The 17,269-nt window shown below is 64.3% G+C and carries 18 protein-coding genes; 2 read left to right on the top strand and 16 right to left on the bottom strand.

Features of this window, described 5'->3' with window-relative positions; genetic code table 11:
* Window positions 1-82: 82 nt before the first annotated feature.
* Both J2T21_RS18445 and J2T21_RS18440 read left to right on the top strand, forming a co-directional pair.
* Window positions 83-1,306, top strand: a complete 1,224-nt coding sequence (locus J2T21_RS18445; protein WP_307583416.1) for an N-acetylglucosamine-6-phosphate deacetylase — start codon at window positions 83-85, stop codon at window positions 1,304-1,306.
* Between the two features lie 426 nt (window positions 1,307-1,732).
* On the top strand, window positions 1,733-1,936 hold the full coding sequence (locus tag J2T21_RS18440) for a cold-shock protein (protein ID WP_068735141.1): 204 nt from the start codon (window positions 1,733-1,735) through the stop codon (window positions 1,934-1,936).
* 147 nt (window positions 1,937-2,083) lie between these two features.
* Here the strand turns inward: J2T21_RS18440 and J2T21_RS18435 are convergent, their stop codons facing one another.
* From J2T21_RS18435 to rho, 16 genes are all read right to left on the bottom strand, one after another.
* A complete protein-coding gene (locus J2T21_RS18435) occupies window positions 2,084-2,521 on the bottom strand; it encodes a DUF2550 domain-containing protein (protein ID WP_307583413.1) in 438 nt (145 codons plus the stop codon).
* 7 nt (window positions 2,522-2,528) lie between these two features.
* The gene (locus J2T21_RS18430; RefSeq protein WP_071213163.1) at window positions 2,529-2,813 is read right to left on the bottom strand and encodes a F0F1 ATP synthase subunit epsilon; all 285 of its coding nucleotides are present in this window, start codon (window positions 2,811-2,813) and stop codon (window positions 2,529-2,531) included.
* A 2-nt stretch (window positions 2,814-2,815) separates the two neighbouring features.
* A complete protein-coding gene (gene atpD, locus J2T21_RS18425) occupies window positions 2,816-4,273 on the bottom strand; it encodes a F0F1 ATP synthase subunit beta (protein ID WP_307583412.1) in 1,458 nt (485 codons plus the stop codon).
* Between the two features lie 57 nt (window positions 4,274-4,330).
* Entirely contained in the window at window positions 4,331-5,224 is an 894-nt protein-coding gene (locus J2T21_RS18420; protein ID WP_307583410.1) for a F0F1 ATP synthase subunit gamma, read from the bottom strand.
* A gap of 78 nt (window positions 5,225-5,302) precedes the next feature.
* Window positions 5,303-6,940 (bottom strand): F0F1 ATP synthase subunit alpha, encoded by a 1,638-nt coding sequence (gene atpA / locus J2T21_RS18415; RefSeq protein ID WP_307583409.1) that lies wholly within the window; start codon window positions 6,938-6,940, stop codon window positions 5,303-5,305.
* Between the two features lie 120 nt (window positions 6,941-7,060).
* Complete coding sequence (locus J2T21_RS18410; protein WP_307583408.1) at window positions 7,061-7,873, bottom strand: F0F1 ATP synthase subunit delta; 813 nt, start codon at window positions 7,871-7,873, stop codon at window positions 7,061-7,063.
* The gene (locus J2T21_RS18405) at window positions 7,873-8,427 is read right to left on the bottom strand and encodes a F0F1 ATP synthase subunit B (protein ID WP_071213158.1); all 555 of its coding nucleotides are present in this window, start codon (window positions 8,425-8,427) and stop codon (window positions 7,873-7,875) included. The genes J2T21_RS18410 and J2T21_RS18405 overlap by 1 nt, the downstream gene beginning before the upstream one ends.
* Before the next feature lie 74 nt (window positions 8,428-8,501).
* The gene (locus tag J2T21_RS18400) at window positions 8,502-8,717 is read right to left on the bottom strand and encodes a F0F1 ATP synthase subunit C (protein WP_071213157.1); all 216 of its coding nucleotides are present in this window, start codon (window positions 8,715-8,717) and stop codon (window positions 8,502-8,504) included.
* Between the two features lie 94 nt (window positions 8,718-8,811).
* On the bottom strand, window positions 8,812-9,618 hold the full coding sequence (gene atpB, locus J2T21_RS18395; protein WP_071213156.1) for a F0F1 ATP synthase subunit A: 807 nt from the start codon (window positions 9,616-9,618) through the stop codon (window positions 8,812-8,814).
* Between the two features lie 78 nt (window positions 9,619-9,696).
* On the bottom strand, window positions 9,697-9,945 hold the full coding sequence (locus tag J2T21_RS18390) for a hypothetical protein (protein WP_071213155.1): 249 nt from the start codon (window positions 9,943-9,945) through the stop codon (window positions 9,697-9,699).
* Window positions 9,932-10,429, bottom strand: coding sequence for a hypothetical protein (locus J2T21_RS18385; protein ID WP_307583406.1), 498 nt, complete (start codon window positions 10,427-10,429; stop codon window positions 9,932-9,934). Before J2T21_RS18385 ends, J2T21_RS18390 begins: the two co-directional genes overlap by 14 nt.
* A 168-nt stretch (window positions 10,430-10,597) precedes the next feature.
* Window positions 10,598-11,716: an MraY family glycosyltransferase gene (locus J2T21_RS18380; RefSeq protein WP_307583405.1), complete on the bottom strand. Its 1,119-nt coding sequence runs from the start codon at window positions 11,714-11,716 to the stop codon at window positions 10,598-10,600.
* Window positions 11,713-12,594, bottom strand: a complete 882-nt coding sequence (locus tag J2T21_RS18375; RefSeq protein ID WP_307583404.1) for an L-threonylcarbamoyladenylate synthase — start codon at window positions 12,592-12,594, stop codon at window positions 11,713-11,715. Before J2T21_RS18375 ends, J2T21_RS18380 begins: the two co-directional genes overlap by 4 nt.
* 21 nt (window positions 12,595-12,615) lie before the next feature.
* Window positions 12,616-13,485: a peptide chain release factor N(5)-glutamine methyltransferase gene (prmC, locus tag J2T21_RS18370; protein WP_373458072.1), complete on the bottom strand. Its 870-nt coding sequence runs from the start codon at window positions 13,483-13,485 to the stop codon at window positions 12,616-12,618.
* A 9-nt stretch (window positions 13,486-13,494) separates the two neighbouring features.
* Window positions 13,495-14,577, bottom strand: a complete 1,083-nt coding sequence (gene prfA, locus J2T21_RS18365; RefSeq protein ID WP_307583403.1) for a peptide chain release factor 1 — start codon at window positions 14,575-14,577, stop codon at window positions 13,495-13,497.
* A gap of 150 nt (window positions 14,578-14,727) precedes the next feature.
* Entirely contained in the window at window positions 14,728-16,992 is a 2,265-nt protein-coding gene (gene rho / locus J2T21_RS18360) for a transcription termination factor Rho (RefSeq protein WP_307583402.1), read from the bottom strand.
* Between the last annotated feature and the right edge of the window lie 277 nt (window positions 16,993-17,269).

Below are 17,269 nucleotides of genomic sequence, written 5' to 3'. Positions count from 1 at the left end.
TTGGCCCGGCCGGACAGGCGGGCGGCGCAACCTTGTGCCGCGGCTAACTCGGTACGCGGGCGCTCGGACCTAGAATGGGTCCATGACTTCCACCGACTCACCCGACCGTTACGCATTGACCGGACGACTGGTGTCCCCCGGCAGGGACATCACCAAGGGCATCATCGCCGTGGAGGGCAACCGGATTGCGTTCGCCGGCGATGTGCGCGAGTTCTCCTTCTTCGACGAAGCCGGCGCCTTTGAGCTGCGTGAAAGCCCCGAGGGAACCATCATCATCCCCGGCCTGATCGACCTGCATTGCCACGGCGCAGCCGGCGGCGATTTCCCCTCCGGGGACCGCGAGAAGATCGCCACCGCCATCGAGCACCTGCACCGCTCGGGCACCACCTCATTCTTGGCATCGCTGGTCACCGCCTCGCGCGCCGACATGCTGGCCTCCGCCACCGTGCTGTCCGAGTTCGCCCAGCGCGGGGACATCGCCGGGATCCATGCGGAGGGGCCGTTCCTGTCCACCGTGCGCTGCGGCGCCCAGGACCCGGCATTCCTCTCCGACCCGGAACCGGACTTCGTCGACGCGTTGATCGATGCCTCGGCCGGCCAGCTGCGCACCATGACCTACGCGCCGGAACTTCCCGGGGCCGACGCGCTGCTCGAGCAGTTGGTGTCCCAGGGAGTTGTCCCGTCCCTGGGACACACCGATGCCGATGCGTCGACCACCGCCGCCTCGCTGTCGCTGGCCCGCGAGGAACTGGCCAGCGCCGGGGTCGACGGCTTCACCGAGCGCCCCACCGTCACCCACCTGTTCAACGGGATGCCGCCGATGCACCACCGGGCACCCGGTCCGGTCGCTGCCTGCCTGGAAATGGCGGCCCAGGGCAAGATCATCGTCGAGCTCATCGCCGACGGCGTGCACCTCGACCCGGACATGGTCCGCACCATGTTCAACCTGGTGGGGGCCGAGTCCATCGCGCTGGTCACCGACTCGATGGCAGCCACCGGGCTGGCGGACGGCACCTACGAGCTGGGCCCGGCAGAAGTCATGGTGTCCAACGGGGAAGCCCGCCTGGCCTCGAACGGATCGCTGGCCGGGGGTACCGCCAGCATGCTTGACATCCTGCGCTTCACGGTGGCCGCCGGGGTGGATCTGCGCGACGCCCTCGTTTCCGCCACCAAGGTGCCGGCGAGCGTGCTGGGCCTGATCGACGAGGCAGGTCGGCTTCACCAGGGTTTTGCGGCGGACCTGCTGGTCTTGGACGCGGACCTGGGGCTGCAGCAGGTCATCCGCAACGGCAAGTACCTGCTCTGACGGTCCACCCCTTCACCACAAGGCATCCACCGGCCCGCGGCATCGATCCCCGGCCCGGTGGTTGCCGGGGTTCGGCCCGCTGCCGCACCCGGCGTGCCCGCAGGCCGGAGCCCTGCAGCACCAGCACCTCCCCCGGAGCGACGGCACCGTTCCCCGCCGGCGGGCCCTATCACGGGTCCGATCCGCGCGCGCCCATATGAAGTCTTTGCTTGCCATCTGCGCCCAAGGTATTGACCCAAGTCACACCATTGTGTGATGCTTGACTCAGTCTTTGTGTTGGTTAGTCATACCCGCCAAAGCAGTGCTGCGGGTGTGAAGTGACTGCGGCGGGGTTAAACCCACGCCAGTGATCTTCTCACTTGAGTACCACCCATGGCCGTTGCACGGTGCAGCGGCCAGATTTTCGCACTAAATGAGGAGATATACATGGCTCAGGGAACCGTGAAGTGGTTTAACGCCGAAAAGGGATTCGGCTTCATCACTCCCGATGGCGCCGAGGCTGACGTTTTCGTGCACTACTCGGAAATCCAGACCAACGGTTTCCGCACGCTGGAAGAGAACCAGCGCGTGGAATTCGAAGTTGGACAGGGCGCCAAGGGGCCGCAGGCCACCGGTGTGGTCGGTCTCTAAAGGACTTCACAGACTCTTTGAACTTCCCGCCCTTCCGTACCCGGCCCGCATAGCGGAGCCGATCGGATAGGCGGAAACGCTAAAAGAAAACAAAAGCCTGGGGCGGGATGATTTATTCATCCCGCCCCAGGCTTTTGTCTTGCTTGATCAGTCTTGCCGCCAGGTGCCGACACCCGCAACGGGGCCGGCCTCCAACCAGGCCGAAAGGCCGTTGTAGGTCTGGTAATCCATGGCAATCAAGACGTCTCGGCCTTCATAGCTCATCATCACGATGACGCTTCCGGGCTGCACCAGGTGCTTTTCCTCTTCCTCGGGCCTTCTCCAGCCCTTGAGCTGGATGGAGGACCGTTGGAATCGATGCACCGGTATTGGGGAGACCGAAAAGAGCTTGAGAAACTCAAGCTCTCCAGGAGCATAACGCGCAATCGCCATCATCCACTTCCCGGAGGACGTGCAGATGGAAGCGTCGAAAGTGCCAAGAGTGCGCCGCAACTGAATGCGGCGCACTCCCATGGCACCCAAGAACATCACCACAAGCAGCAGGGCTGCCAACACGATGAGTACAGGAATGCCGAGTTCGTTCAAGGCAGGACTATCGAGTTCCCGCCGGGACGGAGTCGGCCATGACGGCGTTGTCCGCTACGATCACCACGCGGTCGGCGTCAACGGAGAAGAACCCGCCATCAACCTGGACCGAGAACCGTGACCCGGAGACCGGAACGATTTCCAGATCCCCGGCAGCCAGGACGGCCAGCATAGGCACGTGGCCGGGAAGGATCCCGATCTCGCCATTGCTGGTGCGTCCCTTGACCAGTTTCGCCGCACCCGACCACACGAAGTGGTCGGCTGCAACGATTTCGACTTGGAGTTCGGCCATGACTAGCGGGTCGACTTCTGGATGTCGGCCCACTGGCGCTCAACGTCGTCCATGCCGCCGATGTTGAAGAAGGCCTGTTCGGCAATGTGGTCCACATCGCCGTTGCAGATCGCGTTGAAGCCCTCGATGGTGTCCTTGATGGCAACCGTCGAACCCTCGACACCGGTGAACTGCTTTGCGGTGTAGGTGTTCTGCGAAAGGAACTGCTGGATGCGACGGGCGCGTGCCACGACAATCTTGTCTTCTTCGCCGAGCTCGTCGATGCCGAGGATCGCGATGATGTCCTGCAGTTCCTTGTTCTTCTGAAGGATCTGCTTGACGCGAACCGCGGTCTCGTAGTGAGCCTGGCCGACGTACTGCGGGTCAAGGATTCGCGACGTGGAGGTCAGCGGATCGATGGCCGGGTACAGGCCACGGGAAGCGATTTCACGGGAAAGTTCCGTGGTCGCGTCCAAGTGGGCGAAGGTCGCTGCCGGTGCCGGGTCGGTGTAGTCATCGGCGGGCACGTAAACGGCCTGCATCGAGGTAATCGAACGGCCCTTGGTCGAGGTGATGCGCTCCTGGAGGAGACCCATCTCGTCGGCAAGGTTCGGCTGGTAACCCACGGCCGAAGGCATGCGGCCCAGCAGGGTCGACACCTCGGAACCGGCCTGGGTGAAGCGGAAGATGTTGTCAATGAAGAGCAGCACGTCCTGGTTCTGCACATCGCGGAAGTACTCCGCCATGGTCAGCGCCGACAGTGCCACGCGCAGACGCGTGCCTGGCGGCTCATCCATCTGGCCGAACACCAAGGCGGTGTCCTTCAGAACGTTTGCTTCTTCCATTTCGACCCAGAGGTCGTTACCTTCACGGGTGCGCTCGCCAACACCGGCGAATACCGAGGTACCACCGAAGTTGCGGGCCACACGGGTGATCATTTCCTGGATCAGAACCGTCTTGCCAACACCGGCGCCGCCGAACAGACCAATCTTGCCGCCCTTGATGTAAGGGGTCAAAAGGTCGATCGACTTGATGCCGGTTTCGAGCATTTCGGTCGAGCCTTCAAGGCTCGCGAAGCTCGGAGCCTTGCGGTGGATCGGCCAGCGCTCGGTGATCTCGAGTTCCGAGGCTTCCACGTCGAGGGGCTCGCCCAGGACGTTGAAGATGTGGCCCTTGACGACATCGCCGACGGGTACGGAAATCGGGGCACCCGAGTCGACCACCGAGGTACCGCGGACAAGTCCGTCGGTGGCCTGCAGGGAGATCGCGCGAACCATTGAGTCACCGAGGTGCTGGCTGGTTTCAAAGGTGATGGTCTTGGTCTCGCCGTTGAGGGTAATCTCAGCGGAAAGAGCGTTGTAAATTGCAGGCAAGGAGTCGGCGGGGAATTCAACGTCGACAACCGGGCCGATAACGCGTGCAATGCGACCGGTTGCACCGGTCGAAGCAGCGGTACCCTGCTCGTTAAGTTGGGCAGTCATCTCTCTCACTTCACTTGTGTAGATGGCGTGGATGTAAGTGTTGGTAGGAAAGTCCCGTTAGCCGTTCAGCGCGTCAGCGCCGGCAACGATTTCGGAAAGTTCCTGGGTAACCTCGGCCTGGCGGGCGTTGTTACGAAGACGCGTGTACTTCTTGATCAGTTCGTTGGCGTTGTCGCCAGCGGACTTCATGGCACGTTGGCGTGCTGCCAGCTCGGAAGCGGCGGCCTGCAACATGGCGTTGAAGATACGTGACTCGATGTAGCGCGGGAGCAGTGCGTCCAGCACCTGCTCCGGTTCCGGCTCGTATTCGTAGAGCGGCAGCAGCTCGTCGGCGGGAGTCTCGGACTCCCCCTCGACAACCTCAAGCGGCAGCAAACGAATGACCGTCGGCTCCTGAACGACCATCGACTTGAACTGGGTGAAAACAACGTGGATCTCGTCCACGCCACCAGCTTCAAACTCGTCGGCGAAGTCCTTCAGCAGGACCTCGCGCAGTTCGCGTGCGGTTTCAAACTCCGGAGCGTCGGTTCCACCGGTCCACACCTGCGCGTATTCCCGTCCACGGAAGTCGAAGTACGCCTGGCCCTTGCGGCCGACCAGATAGGTCTTGACGTCCTTGCCTTCTGAATGGAGCAGTTCAACGAGGTGCTCTGCCTGCTTCAAGACGCTGGCGGAGTAGGACCCGGCGAGTCCGCGGTCCGAAGTCATGACCAAGACTGCCGCGCGACGGATTGACTCCGGCTCGGTGGTCAGTGGGTGTTCGACCTCGGACTGTGACGCGACGGCAGTAACAGCACGGGTAATCGCATTGGCGTACGGCAGCGATGCCGAGACACGCGCACGTGCCTTGCCAATACGGGAAGAGGCGATCAGTTCCATCGCCTTGAAGATCTTGCCCATCGACGTCGTCGATGCAATCTTCTGGCGGTAGACCCGAATCTGGGCTCCCATGTTTGTCCTTTCCTTATCCCTTTGCAGGGGCTGCCGCGCCACACGTGGTGGCGCGGCAAGCCCTACTCAAAGGAGATGTCAGCGCTTTTGCTTGACGATCTTTTCCTGGTCGACGGAACCCTCGGCCAAGGGGTCGAATTCTTCGCTGCCGGCGGCGACAAGCTTGTCGTCGCCCTGGCCAAAGAAGCCGGCCTTGAAGTCGATGATGTTCGACTTGAGCGTCTCGACCGTCTCGTCCTCGAGCTTGCCGGTTTCGGCAATCACGGTCAACGCATTGGCGCGGTGACGCAGGTGGGCGAGGAATTCGGTCTCGAAGCGGCGAACGTCTTCAACCGGGACATCGTCCAGGTAGCCGTTGGTGCCCATCCAGATGGAAACAACCTGGTCCTCGACCGCGAACGGTGCGTACTGGCCCTGCTTGAGCAGTTCCATCAAACGCGCGCCACGGGTCAGCTGCTGCTTGGAAGCGGCATCCAGGTCCGAGGCAAACATGGCGAAGGCCTGCATGTCGCGGTACTGGGCCAATTCCAGCTTCAACGTACCGGAAACCTTCTTCATGGCCTTGACCTGGGCCGAGCCACCCACGCGGGAAACCGAAACACCCACGTCGACGGCCGGACGCTGGTTGGCGTTGAAGAGGTCCGACTGCAGGAAGATCTGGCCATCGGTGATCGAGATGACGTTGGTCGGGATGAATGCCGAAACGTCGTTTGCCTTGGTCTCGATGATCGGCAGACCGGTCATCGAACCGGCACCGAGCTCGTCGGAGAGCTTGGCACAACGCTCAAGCAGACGGGAGTGCAGGTAGAACACGTCACCCGGGTAGGCCTCGCGTCCTGGCGGACGGCGCAGCAACAGGGAAACGGCACGGTAGGCTTCGGCCTGCTTGGACAGATCGTCAAAGACGATCAGAACGTGCTTGCCGTCGTACATCCACTGCTGGCCAATGGCCGAGCCGGCGTACGGTGCCAGGTACTTGAAACCAGCCGGGTCGGATGCCGGGGAGGCCACGATGGTGGTGTACTCCAGGGCGCCGTTGTCCGCAAGGGTCTGGCGCACTGCGGCAATGGTCGAAGCCTTCTGACCGATTGCCACGTAGATGCAGCGGACCTGCTTGTTGGTGTCACCCGAAGCCCAGTTGGCCTTCTGGTTGATGATGGCGTCCACGGCCAGGGCCGTCTTGCCGGTCTGGCGGTCACCAATGATCAGCTGGCGCTGGCCACGGCCAATCGGGATCATCGCGTCGATGGCCTTCATGCCGGTCTGCAGCGGTTCGTGAACCGACTTGCGCTGCGTGACGCCGGGGGCCTGGGTTTCCAGGGCACGACGGCCGGAGGCCGCGATCGGACCCAGGTCATCGATCGGCTCGCCCAGCGGGTCGACCACGCGGCCCAGGAAGGCGTCGCCAACCGGAACCGAAAGGATCTCGCCGGTGCGCTCAACGCGCTGGCCTTCGGCAATGCCGGTGAAGTCGCCAAGGACAACAACACCGATATCGCGGGTATCAAGGTTCTGGGCCAGGCCCAGAGTGCCGTCTTCGAAGCGAAGCAGCTCATTGGCCATGACGGAGGGAAGACCCTCCACCTTGGCGATGCCGTCACTTGCCGTGGTTACGCGGCCGACCTCGGTGCGCTCAGCTTTGCCCGGTTCGTAGGACGCTGCGAACTCATTCAAGGCATTGCGGACGTCGTCGGCGTTGATGGTCAATTCGGCCATCTGCAGTCCCTGCTCTCCTAAGTTGTGATTGCCGCGATGGATCCTTGCGGCAACCGAAATTTGATTCAGTCTATGGTGACTGGCCTGCAAGGCAGGCCCCCCGTTGTGGTGGGGGGCTGCCTAGCTTGCCAACTGGCGGCGAAGATCCGCGACGCGGGTGGCGATGGTTGCGTCAACAACCTCGTCACCCACCTTGATGCGGATGCCGCCAACTAGTGCCGGGTCGATCTCGACATTGATCTTCAAGTCCCGGCCGTAAAGGTTGTTCAGGCCTGCCTGCAGGCGCGCTGTTTGCTCGCTCGTGAGATCACGGGTGACGCTCACTTGGGCAATCCAGCGGTCCTGGCGTTTAGCCACCAATTCCACGAAGCGCTCCAGAAGTGCAACGGGCTTGAGCCCGCGCGGCGAAGCGACGGCCTGGCGGATCAGCAGTGCCGATGCGTCCGAGGCGTTCGGAACCAGCTTGAGCGCCAAGGCGCCCTTGGCTTCGTCCGATGCCTTGGAATCATCGAGTGCACGCTGCAGATCATGACTGGACCCAACCACACGGATGAACGCGAAGAGGTCTTCTTCGAGCCTCTCCAGTCCTGCGGAACCGCCCTGACGCTCGGTCACCACGATGGCGACAGTTGCCGCCAGGGTTTCCAATGCATCGCCAATGTCTCGTGCCGAGCTCCAACGCGAGGATGCCAGAGACGCGACGGTGGCTTCGGCTTCCGCCGACACCCTCCCGTGCAACAGCTTGGCCACGAGGCCAGCCTTGTCCGAGGCCCCACGGGCCGGATCAGTCAGTGCGCGACGCAGGCCTGCGTTGCCATCCAGAACGTCAACCGTTCCAAATAACTCGGCGGACAATTCCAAGGACGCGTGTGCAAGCTTGGTTTCCAACGACGCCAGCGCCGCGGACAGTGACTCGCTCGATACACCTGCCATTAGTTCGATGCACCTGCGTTCTGCTGGTTTTCCAGGTCTGCCAGGAACTTATCGACCACGCGGGAAGCGCGGTCATCGTTCTCAAGAGCGTCGTCGACGATCTTGCTGGCCAAAGCGGTTGCCAGGGTGCCGACCTCGGCACGCAGCGAGGTAACTGCTGCGACGCGCTCGGATTCGATCTGGCGATGTGCCTGCTCGGTGATGCGAGCGGACTCTTCGGCGGCCTTGGTCTTGAGATCCGCGAGGATCTGTGCACCTTCTTCGCGCGCTTCCTCACGGATGCGGTTGGCTTCGGTGCGTGCTTCCAGCAGCTGTGCCTTGTACTGCTCCAGGGTGGCGTTGGCTTCGGCCTGTGCGGCCTCTGCCTTCTCAAGTCCACCCTCGATGGCCGTGACACGGTCCTGGTAGGACTTCTCGAATGCCGGGGCAATGTACTTGACCACGATGAACAACAGGACAGCGAAGCCTGCGGCAGTGACAAGAATTTCCCACGGGTTCGGAAGCAGCGGGTTTGCGCCCGCACCTGCAGCGAGGATCAATTCGTTGCTGATCATTCTCACTCTTCCTTATCTCTTAAGTTCCAATTGCAATGGCGCCTGCGACAGTGGCAGGGCCACTACGAGGGGAACTAGGCGCCGACGACGAAGGCGAAGACCAAGCCCAGGATGGCCAGTGCTTCTGCAAGGGCGAAGCCCAGCATGGCGATCGGCTGCAGGATGCGCTGTGCTTCCGGCTGGCGTGCAACGCCGTTGATGTAGGCAGCGAAGATCATGCCCACGCCGATGGCCGAGCCGATTGCAGCCAGGCCGTAGCCGATCATGTTAAGGGAGCCGTGGAGTTCCATTTCGTTCCTTTCAAGATACCGACACTTTGTCGGCAGGTTGTGAGGTCATTCCCTGATGAAGGGGAAAACTTTGTTTATTTGGTGCGAGCCCGAATTAGTGGGCGTCTGCATCCAGGGCACCCTGGATGTAGATGGCGGTCAACAGGGCGAAGACAAACGCCTGCAGGACCATGATCAAGAGTTCGAGGAAGTACATCGCAACCGAACCCGCGATGACCGCAACGCCGATGGCGTTCATGGCCAGGGACTCCTGGACCATGATCAGGTGGCGGGCGCCGGTGGCTGCCAGCATCACGATCATGTGGCCGGCAAGCATGGTGGCCATCAGACGCAAGGAGTGGGTCAACGGGCGGACGATGAAGTTGGAAATGATTTCCAACGGCACCATCAGCGGCATGATCCAGCCCGGGACGCCCGAGGGAACGACGGCCAGCTTGAAGTAGCGGATACCGTGGTTCTTCACCCCGACAGCGATCCAGGTGCCATAGATGATGATGGCCATGGCGTATGCTGCACCGGCGTGGGAGAAGGACGGGAGCTGAAGGAACGGGATGGCCCCGAACAGGTTGTTCAGCAAGACGAAGAAGAAGGTCGCAAACAACAGCGGGACCCACTGGGCGAAGTTCTTTTCGCCGATGATGTCGCGGCCGATGCCGTTACGGACGAAGCCGTAGGCGCTTTCAGCCAGGAACTGTACCTTGCCTGGAACGAGCTTCGGGTTCTTGATGGCCGACTTGAAGAACCACACGATCAAGATGATCGAGAGGATGATCATGACCATCTGCTTGCCGAAACCGGTCCCGTACTCGGCTAACCATGGCAGCACCTCGGGAAGGTGGGTGTCGGAAATCGACGGCGGGACATAAGGTTCAGTGGCCGTCGGAAGCGCAAACGCGGTCAACGCGCTGTCCTCTCTGCAGTTTCGGTCGTGGGGCAATATCGGTGATTCGGCGCAAGGCGCCGCCCACCGTGTGAAGTTCTATTGGTCGATCTCATCGTCTGGTGAAAACCCGCGGCGTCGATGCCGCAAATGGTGGCGAGCCAGAAACATTCCTGCGGTTGCGCCAAGCAGCGCTCCGAGGAAAACTATCCAGCGGGTGTCCAGCAAAAGATCCAAACCCCAGCCTATCAAACCCCACGCGATGAGCCCGCCAACAATGTAGTTGACGTACTCGCGGACACGAGGCTGTTTCGGCCCTTGGACGGGACTGGTTTCAGGGTTGTCCATTTTCCCCTCCAGCGGATGGGGTCGGCGATGGATCGTCGGAATTGAAAATGGGAAGCCGTGCCCGGGAGAAGGCCCGGATCTCGCCAAACTGCCATAGCACCAGGGAACCCAGCGCTCCCCACATGAAATAAGGCGCAAGCACCCAATCGGGCAGCCCGGAGAAAAGCACCAGGAAGCCCATTGCCAGGATCTTGGCAATGTACATGAACAAGAACGCCGGAAGCGCCCAGGTGCTGCGATAGCGCCCGGCCCATTCGGCGACCAGCAGGCTGACGCCGAAGAACACAACGATCAAGGTGCAACCGAAGGCCAGGGAACTGGCCTCGCGTGCGCCAAGGATCGGCCACGCGGCGAGGGACGCAAGTGCGCCGACACCAACGGTGTATGCGACGCAGGTCTTCAGGATCCCCAGCCAAGGGGAACGCGGAGCCGACGATGCAACCAATGCACCGCTGGCCTTGGAACCGCGTTCCGGCTTGATCATGTAATTCCAGTTCCCTTGTATACAGAAGGGCCCGCTTGCTGCGGGCGCCTGCCTGGTATCGAGGCTTGATGGGGGGATGTCCCCCGGTGAGGGCGACCCTTGAATTCTACACGAGATAGAACGGGGCTCGACCAGACGGTCGACGGGCCGGCGCAAGCCCGGGGTCGGCTAGTTTTCTCCGGGCGCCGGGGCCCTGCCCCGGGCGCGCTTGAGCAACGGCCACCAGGTGACCAACGTCACGCAAACAAAGGCCGCAACATAAAGGGGAATGGCGATTTTCCTGTTGGTCAGGGAGATGACCACGACGCCGGAAGCGACCAGCAACGCCCACAGGTAAAGGATGATGACCACGGCGCGGGCGCTGTGCCCCAGATCGACCAGGCGGTGGTGGATGTGCCCGCGGTCCGCGCTGAAGGGGGACCTGCGATTGGCGGTTCGCCGGATCACCGAGAGCAGCAGGTCGACGTACGGCAGCACGATCACCGCCACCGGAAGAATCACCGGCATGAAGGCCGGGACGTTGCGGAAGCGGAAGGCGTCCTCCCCCAGCACGTCCCCGGTCACGGCCAGGGTGGCCACCGCAAAGAGCATCCCGATGGCCAGCACCCCGGTCTCCCCCATGAAGATGGAGGCCGGCTGGAAGTTGTGCGGCAGGAAGCCCAGCGTGGCACCCAGCAGCACGGCACACAGTAGGGCGGAGAAGTTCGCGTTGTCCTCGGCGCTGACGCGCGTGGCCAGCAGGTAGCTGTATACAAAGAAGGTTGCCGCCCCGATGGCGGAGATGCCGGCGGCCAGTCCGTCCAGGCCGTCGACGAAGTTGATGGCATTCATCGTGCCCACGATGATCAACACCGTGACCACGACCTGGACCATCGGCGATTCGATCTGCAAGGAACCCACCGGCAGGGCCTTGAGCAGGATCCCGTGCCTGACGATCACCAGGCCCACCGCGACCTGCCCGATGAGCTTGATCCACCAGCGCAGGTCCAACAGGTCGTCAAAAACCCCCATGACCAGGATGATGCCCAGGGCGATCAGCACGCCCTGGATCGACTCTGTCGACCGGAAGATCCCGGCGAAGAACGAAATCTGCGAGGCCACCAGGATCCCGAGATACAGGCCGCCGATGATGGCGACCCCGCCGAGCTTGGGGGTGGGATTCCGGTGGAAGTCGCGGTCGCGCACCGGGGCCTTGGGCATGAAACGCACGCCCACGACGCGGAGCACCGGGGTAAGCAGATACGAGGTCATGAAGGTGATCCCGATCAGCAGGAGATAGCTTCTCATGACGCGCGGGCGGACTCCCCTGCCGCGTCCTCGCCCCGGGGCGGTGCCTGCTTCGCGGTTGCGTCCAGGGGAGCACCGGAATCGGCAGGTGCCTCGGAATCGGCTGCCGTGGCCGCGTTGGGGGCCTCGGCGGTGCCGGCCTCGGGGGCTTCGGACTCGTCGGCGGGGCCAGCCTCGGGCGCATCCGCGGCGGCGGTCGCCGGATCCGGCTGCCCGTCGGCGTCCAGCAGTTCCGGGACTACCTCGCGCAGCAGCTCGAGCGCCAGCGCGCCGGCGCGCACCACCCGCGGCGGGGTGAGCGTGCAGTCAATGATCGTGGAGCCCAGCGCTTCACCCGTGGCCGGGCGGGGCCCGGCCTCGAGGTACACCTCGACGGTTTCGCCGAGCTGGTCGAAGGCCGCTTCGGCGGTGTCCGCGGCGGGTTGGCCGGTGCGGTTGGCCGAGGAGACGGCCAGCGGGCCGGTGAGCTTGAGCAGGTCGCGGGCGATTTCGTCGTCGGGCACGCGAAGGGCGACGGTCCCCCGGGTCTCACCCAGGTCCCAGGTCAGCGACGGCTGGGCATGCAGGATCAGGGTCAGCGCACCGGGCCAGAACCGCGCGGCCAGTTCGCGGGCGAAGTGGGGGATGTCGGCGGCCAGTCCGTCCAGCGTCGCGGCCTGCGGGATCAGCACCGGTGGCGGCATGCTGCGTCCGCGGCCCTTGGCGGCCAGCAGCGTGGCGACCGCCTGGGCGGAGAAGGCGTCGGCGGCAATGCCGTAGACGGTGTCGGTGGGCATCACGATGCACCGGTTTTCGGCCAGTGCGGCGCGTGCGGCCTCGAGTCCAGTCTCTAGTTCCTGGCTGTCGCGGGCATCAAAACGTGAAGTCACGTGATTCATTCTTCCATGTTTCGGGTGGTGTTAGCGGCGGACACCACTGGTGGCCCGGTCCCTGCCGGTCAGATCCAGGTGGGTCTCGATCTTCTCCCAGTTCCCGGAGACGGCAAACATGGCCGCCATGGCCTCGGCCTGGACCTCGGCGTGCTCCATGACGAAGAAGCCCCCGGGACGCAGCAGCCGTGCGGCGGAGGCCTCGGCTGCCCGCGGCAGGACCATGCCGTCCTCCCCGCCGCCGTACAGCGCCATGGCCGGGTCGTGGTCGCGGGCCTCGGGCTCGCGTGGGACCGCATTGGCCGGGATGTAGGGCGGGTTGGACACGACCACGTCACAGGTGCCGTCGAGCTCGGCAAACGCGTCGGACAAATCCCCCTTGACCAGGTGCACGCCCAGCGGTTCGAGGTTCCGCGCCGCATAGCCGAACGCGTCGTCGGACAGCTCCACCGCATGCACGCGGGCACCGTCCAGCTCGTGGGCCAGGGACCCGGCGATGGCCCCGGATCCGGTGCCCAGGTCCACCAGCACCGGGTGCTGCAGGCCGGAGGCAAAGTCGATGGCCAGCTGGACCACCGCCTCGGTCTCGGGGCGCGGCACGAACACCCCCGGACCCACCGCCAGGTCCAGGTAGCGGAAGTGGGCGAGCCCGGTGAGGTGCTGCAGCGGGATGCGGGTGGCGCGCCTGGAGACCAGCAGCGCGTACGCCTCGGCGTCCCCTGCGGTGAAGCACTCCCCCATCATCACCATCGAGGCGAGCCGGCCGCGGGAAATGCCCAGCACGTGCGCGGCCAGCAGCTCGGCGTCCACCCGCGGGGAGGGGACTTTCGCCGCCTCAAGGGCGGCGGTGGCCGCGCCGAGCACCTGCGACAGCGGCCTGCCGAAAACCGGTTCGCTCACCTGCCGCGCCTAGCCCTTGTCCCCGCCGATGGCGTCAAGGCGCTGCTGCTCGTCCATCTCGATGCAGGAGTTGATCAGCGGCTCGAGTTCGCCGTTCATCACGTGGTCGAGGTTGTACGCCTTGTAGCCGGTGCGGTGGTCCGCGATCCGGTTTTCCGGGTAGTTGTAGGTGCGGATGCGCTCGGAGCGGTCCATGGTGCGCACCTGGGACTTGCGGATGTCGGAGTTCTCCGCGTCGATGATGGCCTGCTGGTGGGCCAGCAGGCGCGAACGCAGCACGCGCATCGCGGCCTCGCGGTTCTGGATCTGCGACTTCTCGTTCTGCATGGCCACCACGATGCCGGTGGGGATGTGGGTGAGGCGCACCGCGGAGTCGGTGGTGTTCACCGACTGGCCGCCCGGTCCCGAGGAGCGGTAGACATCGACCTTCAGGTCGTTCGGGTGGATATCGACCTCTTCGGGCTCGTCGACCTCGGGCAGCACCAGCACGCCGGCGGCCGAGGTGTGGATGCGGCCCTGGGATTCGGTCTGCGGCACGCGCTGGACGCGGTGCACCCCGCCCTCGAACTTCAGATGCGCGTAGACGCCCTGGGCCGGGTCGTTGGACTTGCCCTTGATGGCCATCTGGGCGTCCTTGTAGCCGCCGAGGTCCGACTCGTTGAAGGAGATCAGCTCGGTCTTCCAGCCCATGTGCTCCGCGTAGCGGGTGTACATGCGCAGCAGGTCCGCGGCGAACAATGCGGCCTCGTCGCCGCCTTCCCCGCCCTTGACCTCGAGGATCACGTCGCGCGCGTCGTTGGGGTCGCGCGGGATCAGCAGCCGGCGCAGCTTCTCCTCGAGCGCGGGCAGCTTCTCCTCGAGCTCGGCGACCTCGGCGGCGAAGTCGGGGTCCTCGTCGGCCATTTCGCGGGCCGCCTCGAGGTCCTCGGTGGCCTGCTTCCAGCGCTTGTGCGCCTCGACGATGCCGTTGAGTTCGGCCGAGCGGCGCCCGAGCTTGCGGGCCATCGCCTGGTCCTGGTAGACGGCGGGGTCCGAGAGCTGCGCCTGGAGGGCTGCGTGCTCATCGAGAAGGCCCTGTACGGACTCAAACATAATTCAACTTCTTTCACTACGACTGGTTCCCAGTGTAGGGAACGAAGGTGGATCTGGGGGTGGCGGATGCCGATGCCGGTGTTAACGACCAACGCCCAGCCTCACCGGCGCCGGGATGAAGGGCACGGTGAAACTGGGCGTGTAGGGCAGCTAGGCGTCGTTCTTGGAGCCCAGCGTGGTCTTGTTGATGAGCATCAGGAACTCGGCGTTCGAGGAGGTCTCGCGGATCTTGCCCGTGAGGGTCTCCAGCGCCTGCTGGGTGTCCAGGCCCGAGAGCACGCGGCGCAGGCGCCACATGATGCGCACCTCGTCCGGCGAGAGCAGCTTCTCCTCACGGCGGGTGCCCGACTCGTTGACATCGACCGCCGGGAAGATGCGCTTGTCCGCGAGCTTGCGGCTCAGGCGCAGTTCCATGTTGCCGGTGCCCTTGAACTCCTCGAAGATGACCTCGTCCATCTTGGACCCGGTCTCCACCAGCGCGGTGGCCAGGATGGTCAGCGAGCCGCCGTTTTCGATGTTGCGTGCGGCACCGAAGAAGCGCTTGGGCGGGTACAGGGCCGAGGAATCGACACCGCCGGAGAGGATGCGCCCGGATGCCGGGGCGGCCAGGTTGTAGGCACGGCCCAGGCGGGTCATCGAGTCCAGCAGGACCACGACGTCCATGCCCATTTCCACCAGGCGCTTGGCGCGCTCGATGGCGAGCTCGGCGACGGTGGTGTGGTCATCCGCCGGGCGGTCGAAGGTCGAGGCAATGACCTCGCCCTTGACCGTGCGCTGCATGTCGGTGACTTCTTCGGGACGCTCGTCGACCAGCACCATCATGAGGTGGACCTCTGGGTTGTTGATGGTGATGGCGTTTGCAATGGACTGCAGGATCAACGTCTTGCCGGCCTTCGGCGGCGAGACGATCAGGCCGCGCTGGCCCTTGCCGATCGGGGCGACCAGGTCGATGACACGCGGGCCGACCAGCTTCGGGTCGGTCTCCAGGCGCAGGCGCTCGGTCGGGTACAGCGGGGTCAGCTTGGAGAAGTCGACGCGGTTGGTGTTCTCCTCCGGGGCCTTGCCGTTGATCGCGGTGAGCTTGACCAGGGCGTTGAACTTGGCGCGCGAGTTGGCGTTCTCGTTTTCGCGGGGGGCGCGGATGGCGCCGACCACGGCATCGCCCTTGCGCAGGTTGTACTTCTTGACCTGGTTCAGGGTGACGTAGACGTCCGACGGGCCGGCGAGGTAGCCGGAGGTGCGGATGAACGCGTAGTTGTCCAGCACGTCCAGGATGCCAGCAACCGGCAGCAGCACGTCCGTGTCGCTGAACTCGGTGTCATCGACATCGGGCTGGTTGCGGTTGCGGCCGCGGCGGTTGTTGCGGTCCGTACGGTCATTGCGGTCGTTGCGGTCGTTCCGGTCGTTGCCGCGGTCCTGGCGGTCGTTCCGGTTGCGGTCGCGGTTGCGCTCGTTGCGCTCGCGGTTGCGTTCGCGGCGGTTGGCCGCGCGGTCCTCGGAGCCTTCGCGGGCCCGGTCCTCGGAGCGGTCGGACGACTTGGTGTCATTCGAGCGGTCGTTGGAGCGGTCGTTCGAGCGAACCTCGGCCGACTTCTCCTCGTGGGCCTCGGCGTTTTCGCCCTGCTCGGAGGAGTCATTGTTGTTGGACTCGCGGCGGTTGCGGTTGCGGTCGCGGCGGTTGCGGTTGCGCTCGTGGCGGTCGCCGCGGTCGTTGCGGTCGTTGCGTGACTCGTTGGTGTCCTGGCTCGACTCGGAGGAGTCGGTGGACTCGGCAGAAGCCTGCTCGGGCGCAGCGGTTGCCTCGGCCGGGGCCTCGGCGGCTGCGGCGCCGGTCGACTCGGCACGGCGGTTGCGGGTGTTGCGGCGCGGTGCGCGTTCTTCGCTGGCCGGGGCCTCTACGGCCTTGGCCTCGGAAGCCGGAGCCTCGGTGTCCTTCGGCTCGGCGGCGACCGGTGCGGTTTCCACGGCCGGGGCCGCGGTTCCGGAGGAATCGGCGCGACGGCTGCGGGTGCGGCGGGCAGGTGCTTCGGCCTTCGCCTCGGCGGCCGGGGCCGCGGCGGTCTCGCTTTCGTCGGGCTTGCTTGCCGTCTTGGCGGTGCCCTTGGCCGGGGCCTTCGCGGCGGTCTTGGCGGGTGCCTTCGACTCTGCCTTGGCGGGGGCCTTGGACTCGGCCTTGGTCTTGGCGTCGGCCTTGGGCTCCGCCTTGGCCTTGGCGTCGCGGTCGGCCACGGAACCGCCACGTTGGTGGTTCGAGATCGCGGTGACAAGATCGTTCTTGCGCATCCGCGAACCGCCGGTGATGCCCAGCTGGGACGCAAGCACCTGCAATTGTGCAAGTTTCAGGCCGGCAAGTCCGCCGCCCTTGGATGCGTTGTTTTCGTCCACGCCTGCAGTAAGGCTGGTGGTTTCGGTCACGAAGGTTCCTTCCCCCTCGTCGGGCGGATTTCATCAGAGAGATCCGCAACTAGTGACTACCCCTTGTTCCCGCGTCAGATGCGGGAAAAGGTTCGGCCGTGCACCGCCTCGCAAAAACGGGGCATGTGCGTCGGTCGATCGTAAGACACACCAAGGGATCGAATCACCAACATGGTTGACGGCTTCAATCGGATGGTGTGGGTGTGCCTGCTCGCCTCGGCGAAAATGGTTTGTGGTGATCGAATTCCCCAAGATCCGCCCGCCGCGGCGAGGGAAG

This window comes from Paeniglutamicibacter psychrophenolicus (assembly GCF_030812255.1).
Lineage (GTDB): Bacteria > Actinomycetota > Actinomycetes > Actinomycetales > Micrococcaceae > Paeniglutamicibacter > Paeniglutamicibacter psychrophenolicus_A.
Note: the sequence above shows the minus strand (reverse complement) of the source record. Positions and strands in the feature narration are given on the sequence as shown.

Coding starts and splice junctions, on each gene's coding strand:
- J2T21_RS18380 (WP_307583405.1), bottom strand. CDS start 11,716: ATGAGAAGCTATCTCCTGCTGATCGGGATCACCTTCATGACCTCGTAT.
- J2T21_RS18390 (WP_071213155.1), bottom strand. CDS start 9,945: ATGGACAACCCTGAAACCAGTCCCGTCCAAGGGCCGAAACAGCCTCGT.
- atpD (WP_307583412.1), bottom strand. CDS start 4,273: ATGACTGCCCAACTTAACGAGCAGGGTACCGCTGCTTCGACCGGTGCA.
- J2T21_RS18410 (WP_307583408.1), bottom strand. CDS start 7,873: ATGGCAGGTGTATCGAGCGAGTCACTGTCCGCGGCGCTGGCGTCGTTG.
- J2T21_RS18400 (WP_071213157.1), bottom strand. CDS start 8,717: ATGGAACTCCACGGCTCCCTTAACATGATCGGCTACGGCCTGGCTGCA.
- J2T21_RS18375 (WP_307583404.1), bottom strand. CDS start 12,594: ATGAATCACGTGACTTCACGTTTTGATGCCCGCGACAGCCAGGAACTA.
- J2T21_RS18440 (WP_068735141.1), top strand. CDS start 1,733: ATGGCTCAGGGAACCGTGAAGTGGTTTAACGCCGAAAAGGGATTCGGC.
- J2T21_RS18385 (WP_307583406.1), bottom strand. CDS start 10,429: ATGATCAAGCCGGAACGCGGTTCCAAGGCCAGCGGTGCATTGGTTGCA.
- atpA (WP_307583409.1), bottom strand. CDS start 6,940: ATGGCCGAATTGACCATCAACGCCGACGACGTCCGCAATGCCTTGAAT.
- prfA (WP_307583403.1), bottom strand. CDS start 14,577: ATGTTTGAGTCCGTACAGGGCCTTCTCGATGAGCACGCAGCCCTCCAG.
- J2T21_RS18420 (WP_307583410.1), bottom strand. CDS start 5,224: ATGGGAGCCCAGATTCGGGTCTACCGCCAGAAGATTGCATCGACGACG.
- J2T21_RS18430 (WP_071213163.1), bottom strand. CDS start 2,813: ATGGCCGAACTCCAAGTCGAAATCGTTGCAGCCGACCACTTCGTGTGG.
- J2T21_RS18445 (WP_307583416.1), top strand. CDS start 83: ATGACTTCCACCGACTCACCCGACCGTTACGCATTGACCGGACGACTG.
- J2T21_RS18405 (WP_071213158.1), bottom strand. CDS start 8,427: ATGATCAGCAACGAATTGATCCTCGCTGCAGGTGCGGGCGCAAACCCG.